This is a genomic window from Streptomyces sp. NRRL B-1140, assembly GCF_001280065.1.
In the GTDB taxonomy this organism is placed as follows: Bacteria; Actinomycetota; Actinomycetes; order Streptomycetales; family Streptomycetaceae; genus Streptomyces.
This window is the reverse complement of sequence record NZ_LGEA01000125.1, coordinates 226,713-243,499: the sequence shown is the minus strand read 5'-3', so window position 1 is coordinate 243,499 and position 16,787 is coordinate 226,713. Positions and strand designations below refer to the sequence as shown.

The following is a 16,787-nucleotide window of genomic DNA, read 5'->3' as shown; positions in this document are numbered from 1 at the left end:
CGACGCGGGGTGATCGCCGGCGGGTGGGTGCGGACCGTCGCCGCAGGGCGGGCGCGGCCGCGCGGCGATCTCCCCTCGCGCCCTGTCCCGGGCGCGTGGGGAACGCCGGTGCGGCCCGGGCGTTCGGCTCGGTCCCCGCGGTTCAGCGGCCGCCGCGGATGAGGCCCGTCAGATACCGCCACAGCGAGGAGCGCTGCCGGGCGGACGGGTCCGGCAGGACCTGCTCGGCCACCCCGGGCGCGGGGTCGTCCGTCCACGGCCTCGGGGGCGGCGCGGAGGCGAGTTCGTAATGCACGGGCAGGGAGCGCAGACCGCGCATGAACGGCGAGGAGCGCCACGGCAGTTGGTCGGCGGGCAGGGCGAGGTCGAGGTGGTCGAACCGCTCGAACAGGCGCCCCACCCCGGCCGCCGCGACCGCCGAGGCGAGCTCCCGCGCCGGACACTGTCGTGGTCCGGCTCCCCAGGACAGGTGGGCCCGGGTGCTGATGGTGGTGCCCGAGGCGACGTGATCGGCGAAGAGCGGGTCGGCGTGGGCGGCGCCCGGGGAGACCCACACGGGGTCGCCGGCCCGGATCGTGTAGTTGCCGAGGGGGGTGTCGCGGGCCGCGAAGCGCGGGACGAAGTTGACCAGGGGCGGCTTGCGCATCACGACCCGGTTCATGCTCTCCCTGACCATCCCGGCGGACAGGCTGGCGCGCACGCTGCCCTCACCCGAGATGACCTCCACGACGGTGTTGGAGATGAGGATGCCGACGTGGTCGGACGTCATGCCGAGCAGCATGAACAGCTCGCGGGCGAGCTGGTCGAGCGAAAGGTCCGGGTGGGCGGCCAGCAGGTACGAGGGGAAGTCGTCGCCCGGCTTCTGCAGCTTCAGCGCGGCCAGTTCGGCCAGTGTCGCCAACAGGCGCTCCAGCGCGGCCTCGGCGTCCTGGCCCGCGTCGAGCACCCGCCACATGTCCATCAGCGCGTCGTCGCCCTGCGAGCCGGGGAAGCCCAGCAGATGGCTGGCGACCATCAGCGGCAGCGGCCGTGAGAACTGCGCGGACAGGTCCGCCACACCCGTCCTGCCGCCCTGCCCGACGAGTGTGATCAGTTCGTCGGCGTAGGCGGTGACGGCGGCCTTCAGGCGTTTTGCCTGGGGGTGGCGGGGGTCCTGGAAGGGCTTGAGGGCGACGTCCCACGCGGTGCGCAGCGGCCGGTAGCCGGGCCCACCCTGGATCAGGATGTGATTGACCTCCAGGGAGGGTCCGAGCGGCCAGTCGGCCGGCACCCGCCCCTCGGTGCGGGCCCGCCAGTTCTCCAGGCCCTTGGGCCAGCCGTCGTCGTCCTGGAGCACCTGGAGCGATTCACGGTAGCCGAGGACCAGCCAGGCCGGCACTCCCAGCAGATCCACCGGCGCGACCGGGCCGTGCTGCTGCCGCAGCCGTTCGTACACGAGCGCGGGACGCGTCTCGTAGTCCCTGGTCAGCAGCGGTTCGGGAGCGAGCGTCTCCAGCCCTGCGTCCCGCAGGTCCACGGATCCGCCGTCATCCCGCTGGGATTCCATCCTCTTGCCACCCTCCGACACGCCCTGTACCGGCACACCATCAGCCGGTAGCCGAAACGGTGGGGACCCTACCCCAGGCCGAACTCGCGGGTAACGACCGGGGGTGGATGGCGGGGGCGGCCCGGTACGGGTCAGGCGGCCGTGTACCCGAGTTGACGGCGCATGTAGGGCGTCATGAGGCTCTTGGCCTTGGCCAGGGTGGTGGTACGGCTGCCGAGGACAGCGGATTCGCCGCCCGGCACGGGCAGCACGGTCAGCCCGTCGGCGGACCCGAAGGGCACGATGAGCGGGGTGCGCCGGATCGGGCGGTAGAGGCGCGGGTCCTTGCGGTGCCTGCCCGGACTCTGCAGGTACGTACGGATGTTGTGGGCGGTTGTGTCGGCCTGGGCGAGGGCGGCCGGTGTGACCTTGAGTTCGCTGACGTCGTTCACGTCGCCGACGGCGAACACGTCCAGCCTGCCCTCCACCCGGAGCGTCCGGTCCACCTTCACGCGGCCGGCCGCGTTGAGCCAGTCACCGTGTCCGGCCAGGCGCAGCCAGAGCGTGTTGGGGGTGGTGCCGGTCGCCCAGAAGGACAGGTCGGCCTCGACGACCGTGCCGCGGGCGTCGCGGTAGGTGCCGAAGTCGGTGCCGGGCGACATGAAGGAGTCGAGCAGCACCTCGACGTCGTGGGACTCCAGCCAGGCGAGGGCCTTGCGCCCCGGGCGGGCGTTGCCCGCGGAGTCGAGCAGCGCGGACCCGGAGTGGGCGAGGGTGACCCGGGCGTCCGGGCGGGCGAGGCGGATCTCGGCGCTGAGTTCGACGCCGCCCGGGCCGCCGCCGACGACCAGGACGTGCTCGGCCGTGGCCACGTCGCGCTGGTGCTCGGCGAACGACGTGGCCGCTTCCTCGGCGGTGGTGCCGGTGAAGCGGGCCGGCTCGGGGTAGTCGGCGCCGGTGGCGATCACGACCACGTCGTACGGCAGCCGCTCGCCGGTGGCGAGGACGACCTGCCGCTCGGCGGTGTCGATGCCGACGGCCTTGCCGGTGACCAGGCGTCCGTGACGCAGCAGCCGGTCGTAGGGGATGAAGGGCGTGTGCGTCCACGCGGGGTGCACCCCGGCGCGCAGGGAGGCGACGCGGTGGAAGAAGACCTCCTTGCGGTCCACCAGCGTCACCCGGGCCGTACCGTCGAGCCGCCGGGCCAGCCGGACACCGGCGTAGCCGCCGCCGATCACCACTACGTCGCCGTCGTACACACCGAGTCTCCTGTGCGAGGTGGGGGGAGCGAGGGCCGCCGCGGACGGGCCCCGCTCGGATCGACCCCCGACGGCCACTCGACTGACGCGACAGTAGCGCTTGAGAATTAAAGGAATCCCGAGGTTCCGTGCATGTTCCGTGAAGGGATCGGCACCTGAAGACCCGTCATTTCCCCCAGATCGCGCGGTAGGCCTCCCGGTAGCCCGAGGGGTCCCAGGCCGTGGTCCCTTCGCTGTTGTCGGCCGTCGCGATGTGCACGGGAGCCACGTACCCGCTGTCGGGGCGGCCGGAGAAGGCACGGTTGAACTCGTCGACGATCTGCCAGCCCTGGAGGGTCAGCGGTTCGGGCACGGTGGCGGCCTGGTACTGCTCGCTGTTGACGCGCTGGAAGGCGGACGGGTCGCCGTCCCCGGCCCCGATGTTGAAGGGCGGGCCGGAGCCCTTCTCGCCGGCGGCGCGGAACGCGGGGGCGGCGTCGGCGAAGTACAGGTCGTTGATGGCCACGGAGTGGGTCCAGCGGTCCTGGAAGCGCGAGAGCAGGGAGGAGATCTCCCGGGGGGTACGGCTGCTCGCGTCGGGGATCGGGATGTTCTTCACCGAGAGCAGCTTCACGTCCTGGCAGTCGGCCAGGGCCTCGCGGATCAGGTCGGACTTGTTCCGGGCGAAGGGGATCGACGCGTCGGTGATGAGCACGACCCCGGCTCTGCCGTTGGAGTCGGAGATGATCCACTGCGCGCTGATGCGGGCCACGTCCTCGACGCGGGTGGTGACGTTGGTGAAGAGGTCGGGCCGGCTGCTGGGGCCGGGGTCGGGGACGGCGTGCCAGCCGATCAGTGGGATGCGCTGGGCGTTGGCCCGGGCGGTCTGCTGGGCCGTCGAGTCGGGATCGAACCCGCCGATGACGATGCCCGAGGGCCGCAGGGCGACGGCTTCGCTCATGGCCGCCTGGATACCGGCCGGGGTGCCGCCGCCGTCGATCACCCGGACGTTCCAGCCGATGGCCCGGGCGGCGTCGCGCACTCCGTTCGCCGCGCCCGCCACGCCGGGGTTCGTCATGGTCTGGGCGACGTAGACGAGGGTCTTGCCGGACACCGCGCGGGGGCCGCTGGTGGGTCCGCCCCAGGGGATGTCGGTCCGCTCCGCCCGGGCCACGGTCTCCCGGGCCCGGGTGAGGACGGCGGGGCAGCCGCTCGGGCCCGCCGTGCTCTCGTCGGCGTCGTCGGAGGAGCCGCGTTCGCAGCCGGTGAGGGCGGCGGCCGTGGCCAGCAGGGCGCAGGAGGCGAGCCGTGCGGCGCGGACTGCGGGGGCGGCCTTGCGGGTGTGGTGCACGGGGAAGCTCCAGTGAGGGGATCGACGTGGCGGGGCGAGCCGCAGGGTCAGGGCGGGGCCGTGCCGCCCTCCCGTTCGGGAGGGGGCGGGGGCGGCGCGGCGGGCGTGTCGCGGGCCGCGCCGCCGCGCAACCGGCGGCGGGCGGCGTATCCGGCCAGGCCCACGGCGATCAGCAGGGTGCCGCCGTTGAACAGCGGCACGGTCCAGAACTCGGCGCCCAGCTGCGCGATGCCGGTGAGGCCGACGGCGAGGACGGCGACGGCGACGACGGTGCCGAGGGCGTTGGGCCGGCCGGGTTTGATCGCCGTGGAGCCGAGGAGGGCGCCGACGAAGGCGGGCAGCAGGTAGTCCAGGCCGACGCTCGGGTTGCCGATCTGCTGCTGGGCGGCGAGCAGCACCCCGGCGAAGCCGACGATCAGGCCCGAGGCGGCGAACGCGTGGACGGTGTACTTGCGGGTGGGAATGCCCACGAGGTCGGCTGCGCGCGGGTTCGACCCGACCACGTACAGGTACCGGCCGAGCGGCAGCCGCTCCAGCACCAGCCAGAGGACGGCCGCGAGGGCGAGCACGTAGAAGGCGGGGACCGGCAGGCCGAGGAACGAGGAGTCGTAGAGGTCGGTGAAACCGGGGGGCAGGCCCTGCGGGCCGGGGACGATCCGGCTGCCGTCGGTGATCCAGCCGGTCACCGCGTACATCATGCTGCCGGTGCCGAGGGTGGCGATGAAGGAGTCGATCCGGCCGAACTCGACGATGACGCCGTTGAGGACGCCCACGACCAGTCCTCCGGCGAGCACGGTGAGGCAGGCGAGCGGCCAGGGCCAGCCCTCGTGGACCACGAGCTGCAGCACCATCACATGGGCCAGGCCCAGGCCGTAGCCGATGGAGAGGTCGAACGCGCCGGTGACGACGGGCACCATGGCGGCGAGCGCGAGGACCGCCGGGATCGACTGGTTGGACAGGATCGAGTCGAGGGTGTCCAGCGTGGGGAAGGTGTCCGGCAGGGCGAGGGAGAAGGCCAGGTAGAGCAGGGCGGTGAGGGCGAGCAGGCCGTAGGCGCCGATGTGGTGGCCGCCGGGCCGGCGCCGGGGCGGGGGCGTCACGGGTGCCCGGCCGGGGACGGGGGCATGGCCGAGGCCGCCCGGGTCAGCCCGGCGACGGTGAGCGCGGGGCCGCTCAGCTCGGCCGTCACGGCTGCGCGCACGAAGACCAGCGTGCGCCGGCACACGGCCGCCACCTCCTCGAAGTCGGTCGAGAGCAGCAGCACCGCGAGGCCCGACTCCAGCGCCTCGTGGAGGAGGCGGTGGATCGCGGCCTTGGCGCCGACGTCGACGCTCGCGGTCGGCTCCTCCAGGATCAGCAGCCGCAGGTCCGTGCGCAGCCAGCGGCCGAGCATGACCTTCTGCTGATTGCCGCCGGACAGCGTGGCGATGGGCGTCTCGCTGTCGCGGGGGCGCACCGAGAAGCGGTCCATGAGGGCGGCGGCCCGGGCGCGTTCGGCGCGGGGGCCGATCCAGCGCGGTGCGGGCGGGCCTCCCACGCGGGGGTTGGCCAGGAGGTTCTCCCTTACGGACAGCTCGGCGAGGCAGCCCTCCCGCAGCCGGTCGCCCGGCACCAGGCCGACTCCGAGGGCGACGGCCTCCGCGACCGTGCGGGGGTGGTACGGCCGTCCGCACAGCACGGCCCGCCCGTCGAGGAGGGGGCGTGCACCGGCGAGGGCGCGGCCCAGGTCCATGTGCCCGGCGTCGGAGAGACCGACCAGACCGAGGATCTCGCCGGCGGCGAGTTCGAAGGTCACGGGCCCTGCCCGGGCGGTCCGCACGCTGTCGAGGGCGAGGACGGGGGTTTCACCGGCTGCCGGTCCGGCAGGGCGGTGGGCGGCCGGTTCCTCCGCTTCGCCGACGATGTCGTGGACCAGACGCGCGGGGCTGTGGTCGGCGAGCCGGCCGTGGCTGACGAGCCGGCCGTCGCGCAGGACGGCGAAGGTGTCGGCGACCCGGTAGACCTCGTCCAGGCGGTGGCTGACGTAGAGGACCGCGTGCCCTCGGTCGCGCAGGTCGTGCAGGACGCGGAAGAGCCGGTCGCAGTCCGCGGCGGGCAGGCGGGCGGTCGGCTCGTCGAGGACGATGAGCCGGGCGCGTGCGGCCAGGGCCCGGGCGATCGCCACCAGCGAGCGGTCGGCCGGCGCGAGATCGTGGACCGGCGTGTCCGGATCGAGGTGTGCGGCGACGATCCGCAGGGCCTCGACACAGCGTGCGCGGGTGCGCCGCCAGGAGATCAGCCCGGACCGGCGCCGCCCGTACCCGGCGGTCAAAGCGATGTTCTCGGCCACCGTCATCCATTCCACGAGGCCGAGGTCCTGGTGGATGAAGGACATGGCCCGGCTGGCGGTGGGGCTGCCGAGGGGTTCCCCGGCGACGGTGACCTGCCCCGCGTCGGGGTCGTGAACCCCGGCGAGGATCTTGATGAGGGTGGACTTCCCGGCGCCGTTGGGCCCGAGGAGGGCCAGGACGCTGCCGGGATGGACGTCGAGGTCGGCCCCGGCCAGCGCGACGGTGCCGCCGAACCGCTTGCTGAGTCCGCGGATCCGGACCAGGGGTACCGGCCCGAAGGGCGAAGCCGTCTCCGGGGGCGTGTCGGGAACGTCGCGCACGCGATCAAATTACAGCATTCCGGGCATTTTCCATCCTGCCGCGGCTCCGACCGGGAATGGCCTCCCCCGGCGCACCGCCGATGGTCGCCTCACCCGGCGTCGAGCCCGCACTCGGCCCAGATGACCTTGCCCTCGGGCAGGTAGCGCGTGCCCCAGCTCTGCGACAGCTGCGCGACGAGGAACAGACCGCGGCCGCCCTCGTCCGTACTGGCCGCCCGGCGCAGGTGCGGTGCGGTGTTGCTGGCGTCGGAGACCTCGCAGATCAGGCTCCGGTCGTAGAGCAGCCGCACCCGGATGGGCTCGGCGCCGTGCCGGACGGCGTTGGTGATCAGCTCGCTGAGGATCAGCTCCGCGGCGAACCCGGTCTCGTCGAGCCCCCGGTCGGACAGCCACCGGACGGCGGACGCCCGTATCTCGCCGACGAGGGCCGGGTCGGCGGGCAGCTCCCAGGTGGCGATCCGGTCGGGGTCCAGGGCGTGCACGCGGGCGACGAGCAGGGCGATGTCGTCGTGCGGGTGTGCGGGCGCCACCGTGTCCAGGACCGCCTGGCAGGTCTCCTCGGGGGCGCGCCCGGGGTGGGCCAGGGCCTCGCGCAACTGCTCCAGGACCACGTCGACGTCGCGGTGCCGGTCCTCGATGAGCCCGTCGGTGTACAGCACGAGCTGGCTGCCCTCGGGAAGACCGACCTCGACGGCGTCGAAGGGCAGGCCCCCGAGACCGAGTGGAGGGCCGGCCGGCAGGTCGGGGTAGGTCACGGTGCCGTCGGGGCGGACGAGCGCGGGGGGCGGGTGGCCGGCGCGGGCCATCAGACAGGTCTGGGCCGCCGCGTCGTAGACCGCGTAGAGGCAGGTCGCACCGATGACACCGGCGCCCTTGCCGTCGGGGTCCTCCCGGTCGAGGCGGCCCACGAGGTTGTCCAGGTGGGTGAGGACCTCGTCCGGCGGGAAGTCGAGCTCGGCGAAGCTGCGGGCGGCGGTGCGCAGCCGGCCCATGGTGGCCGCGGAGAGCATGCCGTGACCGACGACGTCGCCGACGAGGAGACCGACCCGGGCGCCGGGCAGGGGGATGACGTCGTACCAGTCACCGCCCACGTCCGACTCGGCGGGCAGGTAGCGGTGGGCGACCTCGACGGCGTCCTGGTCGGGCAGGCCGTGCGGGAGGAGACGGCGCTGGAGGGCCAGAACCATGGTGCGTTCATGGGTGTAGCGCCGGGCGTTGTCGATGGACAGGGCGGCGCGGGAGGCCAGTTCCTGGGCGAGGGAGCGGTCGTCGTCGCCGAAGGAGCCCTCCGCGCGGTAGAAGCAGGCGACGCCCAGGACGACACCGCGGGCGAGCAGGGGCACGGCGATGAGCGAGTGCACGTGAGCCAGCAGCCTTGAGGTGGGCTCGGGGTCCTGGGCGAGCCAGCCCTCGGCGGCCTTCAGGTCTGGTTCCAGCACGGCCTCGCCGCTGCTGAGGCAGCGCAGCTGGGGCGTGGCCGGGCCGAAGTCGATGCGCTTGCCGGCCGGTGTGAAGGGCAGGCCTTCGCGGAGGCCGTGGACGACGGTGCGGCGCAGGTCGGCGAGGGGGTCGGCGGACTCCTCGCCGCGCAGCACCGCGTCGGGCAGGTCGATGGTGACGAAGTCGGCCAGTCCGGGGACCGCTGTCTCGGCCAGTTCCTCGGCGGTGCGACGCACGTCCAGGGTGGTGCCGATGCGGGTGCTGGCCTCGGACAGCAACTCCAGACGCCGGCGCGCCGCGAGGGCATAGGCCCCCACCTGCGGCTCCCCCAGCATCACCAGGCCCCGGGCCGGGAAGGCCGCCTCGGACTGCCGCTCGCCCACGGCGCCCCTGCCGCCGTGGGCCACGAGAGCCCCGTCGGGCTCGACCGCGCTCGGGGCCCCGTCGCCCGGGACAGCAGCACCGGGCTCGGCGGAACGCCGGTCGCCCCCCGCCGCGGCAGCCCCGTCGGCCCTCGGCGCACGGTCCGCCGTGGCGTGCCCGGCGGGGGGCGGGTCGCCGCCCGTGGGGACGGTTCCGTCGGCGCCTGTGGCCGCGCGGAGCCCGTCGGTGCCGTCCGGGCCCGCTGTTCCACCGTCTCCGTCGGGCGTCGGCACGGCGGGGCGGGGGGATGCGGTGAGGTGACCGGCCGGCAGGCTGAGCGCCGGGCGCGTGGCCGAGAGTGGGACGGCGGGGGCGCCGAGACCGGACAGCTCGTCCGTCTGGTGGGGTATGACGAGCGGCTCCCTCACCGGGAAGTCCGGCAACAGGGCCTCGATGGCGAACCCCCGCACCCCGGAGCCGCTCGTCACCGGATGGCTCACCAGCGTCACCCGCCGGCCGTCGGGCAGGGTCACCTCGACGGCGCCGCGCTGCGCCCCGGAGATCAGTTCGGCGGCCTTCTCCCGGAGGATCGCCTGGTCACTGGGGTGGAACTGGTTCGCCAGCGCATCCAGCGCCATGCCACGGCGCGGACCGGCCGTCCCGGCCCCGGCGGCCAGGTACGTCCGCAGCAGGGCCTGCTCGCGCGAGGAACTCTGCCCCAGCAGCCGCCGCTCGATGCCCTCGGCGGCCCGGCGGATGGCGACACCCAGCGCGGGCCGCTCGAAGGTACGCGGATAGCCGAGGCACAGGACGCCCTCGATGCGCCCGCTGAGCGGGTCCCGGACGGGCATCGCCACACAGGCGTTCTGCTGGGAGCGCTGCGCGAAGTGCTCGGCGCCGTAGACCCGGATGAGCTGCCGTTCCGCCAGGGCCAGCCCGATGCCGTTGGTGCCGGCGACCTGCTCGGCGAACACGAAGCCCGGGACGACCTGGATGGCGGGCAGGCTCCGGGCCATCGACGGGTCCCCGAAGCGGCGCAGCAGGACCGTCCCGTCGGCGTCGGCGACCGAGATGTTGACCTGACTGCCGGCGAACGTGGACTGCAGCCGGTCGAGGACCGGCACGGCCGCCCGGACGATCCGGCCGCCCGCGTCGAAGTCCTCCCGGTAGGGCAGGTCGAGGGTGTCCGGCGACAGTCCGAGGGACCGGCAGCGCTGCCAGGAGTTCAGGATGGACGTCCGCACGCCCGCCTCGACGGGCTCGCCCTGGAGAAAGAGCTCGCGCAGACTGGCGGGCCCCGTGCCGTCCGTCGCACGCCCCGCCGGCCTGGGTTCCTCGCCGGACCGAACCACGCTTCGCCTCACTTGCGCCCGCGATAATCCGCTGCTCGGAAGAGAATCTGGCATTGATGAGGATACGGGCATTACGGGCGGGCGTCACGGCGCGCCGGGTCACGTCGGCCCCACGGCCGGGCGCGGGGGGCGGCGAGACCGTGCTCACCCCAGAAAACTCAGGCGCACCTTCCGTTCCGGGTTGTCCTTGTTGGTGTCCACCAGGCACACCGACTGCCAGGTGCCGAGCTCCAGCCGGCCTCCCAGCACGGGGAGGGTCGCGTGGGGCGGTACGAGGGCGGGCAGGACGTGGTCGCGGCCGTGGCCGGGGCTGCCGTGCCGGTGCTGCCAGCGGTCGTCGGCGGGCAGCAGGCTGTGCAGCGCGGCCAGGAGATCGTCGTCGCTGCCTGCACCGGTCTCCAGGACGGCGATGCCGGCCGTCGCGTGCGGCACGAAGACGTTGAGGAGGCCGTCGCGGCCGGCCGCCGCCTCACGCAGGAAGGACTCGCAGTCGCCGGTGATGTCGAGGACCCTCTCGGCGGCACCGGTGCTGACGTTCAGGATGCGGGTGGTGAAGACGTCTGACATGCCCCCATCGTGACGCACGCGCAGACGTTCGGCGGGCAACCCCCGAGCAGGAGATCACCGATGCCTTCACGGTGTCGAAGCTCATCCCCCGCGAGGTCGACTTCGCCGACTTCCCGGGCACGCGGTCCACGGCGGGAAGATCCACCACCCCGGAACGGTTAGTAGAAACGTGAACAACACGCGCGAGGTCGAGGTGGTCGTCATCGGCGCAGGTCAGGCCGGTCTGGCCGGTGCCTATCACCTGCGGCGATCCGGTTTCGAGCCGGACCGCGACTTCGTCGTGCTGGACCACTCCCCCGGCCCCGGCGGTGCCTGGCAGTTCCGCTGGCCGTCGCTGACGTACGGCAAGGTGCACGGCATGCACGCACTGCCGGGCATGGAGCTCACGGACGCGGACGCGTCACGGCCGTCGGCCGAGGTGATCAGCTCCTATTTCGACCGCTACGAGCGGACTTTCGACCTGCGGGTCAGGCGCCCGGTGGACGTACGGGCCGTGCGCGAAGGGCCAGGCGGACGACTGCTCGTGGAGACCTCGGACGGCGTGTGGGCGGCGCGGGCGCTGATCAACGCGACCGGCACCTGGGACCGGCCGTTCTGGCCGCGCTATCCGGGCCAGGAGACCTTCCGGGGGCGGCAGTTGCACACCGCGCAGTACCCCGGCCCCGAGGAGTTCGCCGGGCAGCGGGTCGTAGTGGTGGGCGGCGGCGCCTCGGGCACCCAGCACCTGCTGGAGATCGCCTCGTACGCGGCGGCCACCACCTGGGTCACGCGGCGCCCGCCCGTCTTCCGGGAGGGGCCTTTCGACGAGGACGCGGGCCGCGCGGCGGTGGCGCTCGTCGAGGAGCGGGTACGGCGGGGACTGCCGCCCCGCAGTGTCGTCTCGGTCACCGGGCTGCCGCTCAACGACGCGATACGGCAGGGCATCGAGGACGGAGTGCTGGACCGGCAGCCGATGTTCGACCGGATCACTCCCACCGGTGTGGAGTGGGCCGGCGGGCGGCACCTCGACGCCGACGTCATCCTCTGGGCCACCGGCTTCCGGCCCGCGATCGACCACCTCGCTCCGCTGCGGCTGCGCGCCCCCGGCGGCGGCATCCGCATGGAAGGCACGCACGCGGCCGCCGACCCCCGCGTCCACCTCGTCGGCTACGGCCCTTCGGCCAGCACCATCGGAGCCAACCGGGCCGGACGCGCGGCCGTACGGGACATCAGGCGACTGCTCGAGCGCGAGCCGGCTGCGGCATGAGCGGGCGACGCCACGGGGTGGTCACCCGGCCGGCCGGGCCCCGCTCTTCTTGCTCTGCGCGTTGAACTCCGCGACGTTGCGCTGGTGTTGCCGGTAGTCCGCCGTGAACCGGGTGTCGCCCGGACGGACGGTGACGAAGTACAGCCAGTCGCCCGCGGTCGGGTTGACGGCCGCGCGCATCGCCTCCTCGCCCGGGCTGCCGATCGGCGTGGGCGGCAGGCCCATGCGCTGGTACGAGTTGTACGGGCTCTCGATCCGGGTGTCGCTCTCGGACGTGCGGAGGGCCGAGCGGTTGAGGGCGTAGTTGATGGTGGAGTCCATCTGCAGGGGCATACCGCGTTCGAGGCGGTTGAAGATGACCCGCGCCACCTTGCCCATGTCGGCCCGGGTGGCCGCCTCGGCCTGGACGATGCTCGCGATGGTGACGGCCTGATACACGTTCATGGCGTTGCGCTGCGCCCCGGCGGCGATGGGCGCACCGTTGAACTTCGCGTTCGCGGTGTCGACCATGAGCGCGAGGAGCTTGTCCGGAGTGGTCTTCGCCGGGAGCGGATACGTGGCCGGGAAGAGGTAGCCCTCCGGGTTGCCCTCGGCTTCGTTGGGCAGTTTCAGCGCGGCCTTGTCCAGGGACTTCCTCGTACTGCCGGCAGGCAGGGCGAGGGCCTTGTCGATGGCCGCGTAGATCTCGCTCGCGCGCAGGCCCTCCGGGACGGCCAGGGTCGTGGGCCGGCTCTCCTCCTTCGTCCCGGGCCGCAGGGTGAGCAGCGGCACCGCCACGGCGGTACCGACCACGACGGCTCCGGTCGCGACGAGGGCGATGCGGCCCCGGCGCGTCAGTCGAATCGTGCTCCGTGGCGGAGTGTTCTTCTCCATGCGGGCACGGTAACCCGCATATCGTCATAAACCCGGCATATTTTCATCTTGTCGGTTCCAGTTGGGCATCCCGGCGTACGAGGGCCGCGTACCGGCCGCCCTCCTCCATGAGGTCCTCGTGCGTACCGCGTTCGACCGCGCGTCCCGCGTCGAGGACCACGATCTGGTCGGCCCCCCGCACGGTGGACAGCCGGTGGGCGATGGTGAGGGTGGTGCGGTCGGCCGACAGGGCGTCGATGGCGTCCTGGACGGCCGCCTCGGTCCGGGTGTCCAGCGCACTGGTGGCCTCGTCGAGGATGAGGACCGGCGGGTCGCGCAGGATGGTGCGGGCGATGGCCAGCCGCTGCTTCTCACCGCCGGAGAAGCGGTGGCCGCGCTCGCCGACGACGGTGTCGTAGCCGTCGGGCAGGGCCACGATGTGGTCGTGGATCTGCGCCGCCTTCGCCGCCTGGTGAAGCTCCTCGTCGGTGGCGTCGGGCTTGGCGAAGCGCAGGTTCTCGGCGACCGAGGCGTGGAAGAGGTACGTCTCCTGCGAGACGACGCCGACCGCGCGCGCCAGGGTGTCGAAGTCGAGGTCGCGGACATCAGTCCCGTCGAGGGTGACGCGGCCGCCGGTGACGTCGTAGAGCCGGGGCACGAGGTAGCCGAGGGTGGACTTGCCGGCACCGGTGGGGCCGACGATCGCGAGGCTGCCGCCGGCCGGGACGGTGAGGTCAATCCCGTCGAGGACCGGGCCGCCCTTGTCGTCGTAGCCGAAGGAGACGTTCTCGAAGCGGACCTCGCCCTTGATCCGGTCGAGGCGCACCGGGTCGGGGCGTTCGGTGATGTCGATCGGCAGGTCGAGGTACTCGAAGATGCGCTGGAAGAGCGCGAGCGAGGTCTGGATCTGCACCCCGGTCGACAGCAGGCTGACGGCCGGGCGGAACAGGCCCTGCTGGAGCGAGACGAAGGCGACGATGGTGCCGATGGAGACCGCAGGGCCGCCCAGTTGGAGGGCCATGCCGGCGGTCCAGTAGATGACGGCGGGCAGGGCGGCCATGACGATCGTGATGACGGCCATGCGCCACCGCCCGGCCATGTTCGACCGGACCTCCAGGTCGACGAGCCCCTCGGACTCCTCGGCGAACGACTTGGTCAGCGAGTCCGAGCGGCCCATCGTGCGGCCGAGCAGGATGCCGCTGACGGAGAGCGACTCCGTGACGGTGGCGGCCATGGCGGCCATCTGCTTCTGGCGCTGGGTGGTGATCTTGCGCCGTTCGTTGCCGACGCGACGGCTGATCCAGACGAACACCGGCAGCAGCAGCAGGGAGACGACCGTCAGGCGCCAGTCGAGGGCGATCATCGCGACGATCGTGGCGACCACGCTGGTGACGTTGGAGACCAGGGAGGTCGCGGTGGAGGTGACGGTGGCCTGCATGCCGCCGATGTCGTTGGCGATGCGGGACTGCACCTCGCCCGTGCGGGTGCGGGTGAAGAAGGCCAGGGACATGCGCTGGAGCCGGCCGTAGACGGCGGTCCGCAGATCGTGCATGACGCGCTGGCCGACCGTCGTGGAGATCAGGGTCTGGAGGACCCCGAAGACGCTGGTGAGAACGGCGCTGAGGATCATGCCGAGGGCGAGCAGGCTGAGCAGGCCCGTGCGCCCCTCGGGGATCGCGACGTCCAGGATCTCCTTCAGCAGGAAGGGCGTGGCGACCGAGACCAGGGACGCGGCGCCGACCAGCAGGCCGACGATCGCGAGACGGCCCCGGTAGGGGCGGAAGAGGCCGAGGATGCGGCGGACCTGCCGGGGCTGCTCCTTGGAGTCGGCCGGCGGGGTCCAGGAGGCTTCACGGTCGGGATGCATGGGCTCCTACGAGGGATGCGGGGGATCGGATCACAGCTCATTGTTACCTGTACTCACAATGAACAGCATCCTGATAATGTTCCCGCATGACCACGTCCGATCCCGACGGTCTGCTCGCCGAGCAGTTGCTGCGGCTCACCCGCCGGGTGCATCGCATCCAGAAGCGCCATCTGGAGCACCGGGAGCTCGGCATCACCCCGGCCCAGTCCCGGCTGCTGCGCACGCTCGCGCACTGGGGCTCGCCGCCGCGCATGGCCGATCTGGCCGAGCGCCTGGAGGTGGTGCCGCGGGCCGTGACGACGCTGGTCGACGGTCTGGAGGCGAGCGGCAAGGTGCGGCGGGTCCCGGACCCGGCGAACCGGCGGGTGATCCGCATCGAACTGACGGACGACGGCCGGGGCGCGCTGCGCGAGCTGCGGGCGGCACGCAGGTCGGCCGCGGAGGAGATCCTCGCCCCGCTGACGGAGGATCAGCGCGAAGCGCTCGGAGGGTTGCTGGACACGCTCATCGACGGGACGCCGGCGCAGTCCTGCTGACGGGCGTCAGCCACGTCAGCGAACCACGGCACGGCCCAGGCCACCGGCGGGAGCAGGACAGCGGACACCGGCCACGGCCCAGCCGACCGACAGGAACACGGCCCCGGACATCGGCACAGCCCCGCCGGCCGACCGGCGGGACCATGCCATCGACCCCGGCTCGCCCCAGCCGGCCGCGGGGGCACGGCAGCGGGCCGCGGCCACCGCTCGTCCTGCCGGTGCGGTGGGCGCGGCCCGTCGCCGTTTCGGTCAGCCGGCCTCGGGGGCGGGTGCGGGTGCGGGCTCCTTGAGGTCCTCGGTCTTCTGGGCCGGGATGCCCGGCACCGGAGCCGCGGTACCGGCCTCGGCGGCGGCACCCTTGTGGATGCCGGCCGGCACGAGGGCGCCCTCCGCGCCACCGGCACCCTTCCCGGCGTCGTCCGGCGCCTGGGCGCCCTCCCCGTCCAGCGTCCTCTTCGCCTGCGCGATGTCCAGGGCCCCCTCCCAGCGGGACACCGCGAAGACGGCGACGCAGTTGCCGAGCAGGTTCGTGACGACGCGCATCGAGTCCATGATGCGGTCCACTCCGAGCAGCAGTGCGACGGCCCCGGCCGGGATCGCCCCGAGGGACGATGCGGTCGCCGAGAGGGCGAGGAACGCCGAACCCGGAATACCCGCCATGCCCTTGCTGGTCAGCATCAGCACCAGGACGACGGTGATCTGCTGGCCGAGGCTGAGATCCACACCCACCGCCTGGGCGATGAACAGCGTGCCGATGGACAGGTACAGCGAGGCGCCGTCGAGGTTGAAGGAGTAGCCGGTGGGGAGCACCAGCCCCACGGCGTCGTCGCGGGCGCCCGCCCGGCGCAGCTTCTGCATGACGCGGGGCATCACCGACTCGGTCGACGCGGTACCGAGCGCGAGCAGCATCTCCTCGCGGATGTAGCGCAGGAACTTCCACAGGCTGAGCCCGGTGACGGCCTTCAGGGCGATGGCGAGCAGCGCGACGAACAGCGCCGCGGCCACGTAGCAGAGCACGATGAGCTTGGCGTACGTCCTCATCACGCCCAGGCCGTAGTTGCCGACCAGGTGGGCCATCGCACCGAACACCGCGAGCGGGGCCAGCCGCATGATGAAGCCGACGATCGCGAAGATGATCTCCTGTGCCTGCTCGATCGCGGGCAGGATCTTCGGCACCTTGGTGTGCCCGAGGTGCAACAGCGCGGCGCCCACCAGGCAGGCCAGGATGAGGACTTGGAGCAGTTCGTTCTCGGCGAAGGCGCCCAGGAAACTCTGCGGAAGCGCGTTCAGCACGAACTCGGTCGTCGTGGGCAGATGGCCACCGCCCGTCGTCTCGTTCACCGCCGCGGTGTCCAGCGAGGACGGGTCGACGTTCATGCCCTTGCCGGGGCCGACGACGTTGGCGGCGACGAGACCGATGACCAGGGCGGCGGTGGAGGCGATCTCGAACCAGACGAGGGCCTTCACGCCGATCCGGCCGAAGGCCTTCAGGTCACCGGCCTTGGCGATGCCGACGACGACCACGCAGAACACCAGCGGCGAGATCACCGTCTTGATGAGCCGCGTGAAACCATCGCCGAGCGGCTGGAAAGCCGTGGCCGTGTCCGGCCACAGCTTTCCGACGACGATTCCGAGGACGAGTGCGCAGCAGACCTGCGCGAAGAGCGAGGTGCGCAGGGTGCGGGCGACGCGTCGCGGGAGGGACGGTACGGACGGCGGCACGAAGCCTCCTAGGGGGACGGAACACAGAGAAGCCGGAGGGGACTTCTGTGATGCGGAACGGAGATTCCACTTCCGACA

Annotated in this window: 12 protein-coding genes; 2 read left to right on the top strand and 10 right to left on the bottom strand. The window is 72.7% G+C overall.

The window, feature by feature from the left end; genetic code table 11:
* Positions 1-142 precede the first annotated feature (142 nt).
* From ADK65_RS31120 to ADK65_RS31090, 7 genes are all read right to left on the bottom strand, one after another.
* Entirely contained in the window at positions 143-1,546 is a 1,404-nt protein-coding gene (locus ADK65_RS31120; RefSeq protein WP_053674326.1) for a cytochrome P450, read from the bottom strand.
* A gap of 131 nt (positions 1,547-1,677) precedes the next feature.
* On the bottom strand, positions 1,678-2,784 hold the full coding sequence (locus ADK65_RS31115) for an NAD(P)/FAD-dependent oxidoreductase (RefSeq protein ID WP_053674325.1): 1,107 nt from the start codon (positions 2,782-2,784) through the stop codon (positions 1,678-1,680).
* A 166-nt stretch (positions 2,785-2,950) separates the two neighbouring features.
* The gene (locus ADK65_RS31110; protein ID WP_053674324.1) at positions 2,951-4,114 is read right to left on the bottom strand and encodes a substrate-binding domain-containing protein; all 1,164 of its coding nucleotides are present in this window, start codon (positions 4,112-4,114) and stop codon (positions 2,951-2,953) included.
* Positions 4,115-4,161: 47 nt separating this feature from the next.
* Positions 4,162-5,214: an ABC transporter permease gene (locus ADK65_RS31105; protein WP_053674323.1), complete on the bottom strand. Its 1,053-nt coding sequence runs from the start codon at positions 5,212-5,214 to the stop codon at positions 4,162-4,164.
* The gene (locus ADK65_RS31100; protein ID WP_053674322.1) at positions 5,211-6,764 is read right to left on the bottom strand and encodes a sugar ABC transporter ATP-binding protein; all 1,554 of its coding nucleotides are present in this window, start codon (positions 6,762-6,764) and stop codon (positions 5,211-5,213) included. Before ADK65_RS31100 ends, ADK65_RS31105 begins: the two co-directional genes overlap by 4 nt.
* 89 nt (positions 6,765-6,853) lie before the next feature.
* On the bottom strand, positions 6,854-9,919 hold the full coding sequence (locus ADK65_RS31095; RefSeq protein WP_053674321.1) for a SpoIIE family protein phosphatase: 3,066 nt from the start codon (positions 9,917-9,919) through the stop codon (positions 6,854-6,856).
* A 144-nt stretch (positions 9,920-10,063) separates the two neighbouring features.
* Entirely contained in the window at positions 10,064-10,486 is a 423-nt protein-coding gene (locus ADK65_RS31090) for a YjbQ family protein (protein WP_053674320.1), read from the bottom strand.
* Between the two features lie 169 nt (positions 10,487-10,655).
* Between ADK65_RS31090 and ADK65_RS31085 the strand changes: the two genes are divergently transcribed.
* Positions 10,656-11,732, top strand: a complete 1,077-nt coding sequence (locus ADK65_RS31085; protein ID WP_053674319.1) for an NAD(P)-binding domain-containing protein — start codon at positions 10,656-10,658, stop codon at positions 11,730-11,732.
* 21 nt (positions 11,733-11,753) lie between these two features.
* Here ADK65_RS31085 and mltG read toward each other — a convergent pair whose 3' ends face one another.
* Together mltG and ADK65_RS31075 are read right to left on the bottom strand one after the other, a co-directional pair.
* Complete coding sequence (gene mltG, locus ADK65_RS31080; protein ID WP_053674318.1) at positions 11,754-12,605, bottom strand: endolytic transglycosylase MltG; 852 nt, start codon at positions 12,603-12,605, stop codon at positions 11,754-11,756.
* A 43-nt stretch (positions 12,606-12,648) separates the two neighbouring features.
* Entirely contained in the window at positions 12,649-14,451 is a 1,803-nt protein-coding gene (locus ADK65_RS31075) for an ABC transporter ATP-binding protein (protein ID WP_053674317.1), read from the bottom strand.
* An 86-nt stretch (positions 14,452-14,537) separates the two neighbouring features.
* On the opposite strand from ADK65_RS31075, the gene ADK65_RS31070 reads away from it, so the two are divergent.
* Positions 14,538-14,987 (top strand): MarR family winged helix-turn-helix transcriptional regulator, encoded by a 450-nt coding sequence (locus ADK65_RS31070; RefSeq protein ID WP_053674316.1) that lies wholly within the window; start codon positions 14,538-14,540, stop codon positions 14,985-14,987.
* A 249-nt stretch (positions 14,988-15,236) separates the two neighbouring features.
* Here the strand turns inward: ADK65_RS31070 and ADK65_RS31065 are convergent, their stop codons facing one another.
* Positions 15,237-16,709 (bottom strand): cation:dicarboxylate symporter family transporter, encoded by a 1,473-nt coding sequence (locus tag ADK65_RS31065; protein ID WP_053674315.1) that lies wholly within the window; start codon positions 16,707-16,709, stop codon positions 15,237-15,239.
* Positions 16,710-16,787 lie beyond the last annotated feature (78 nt).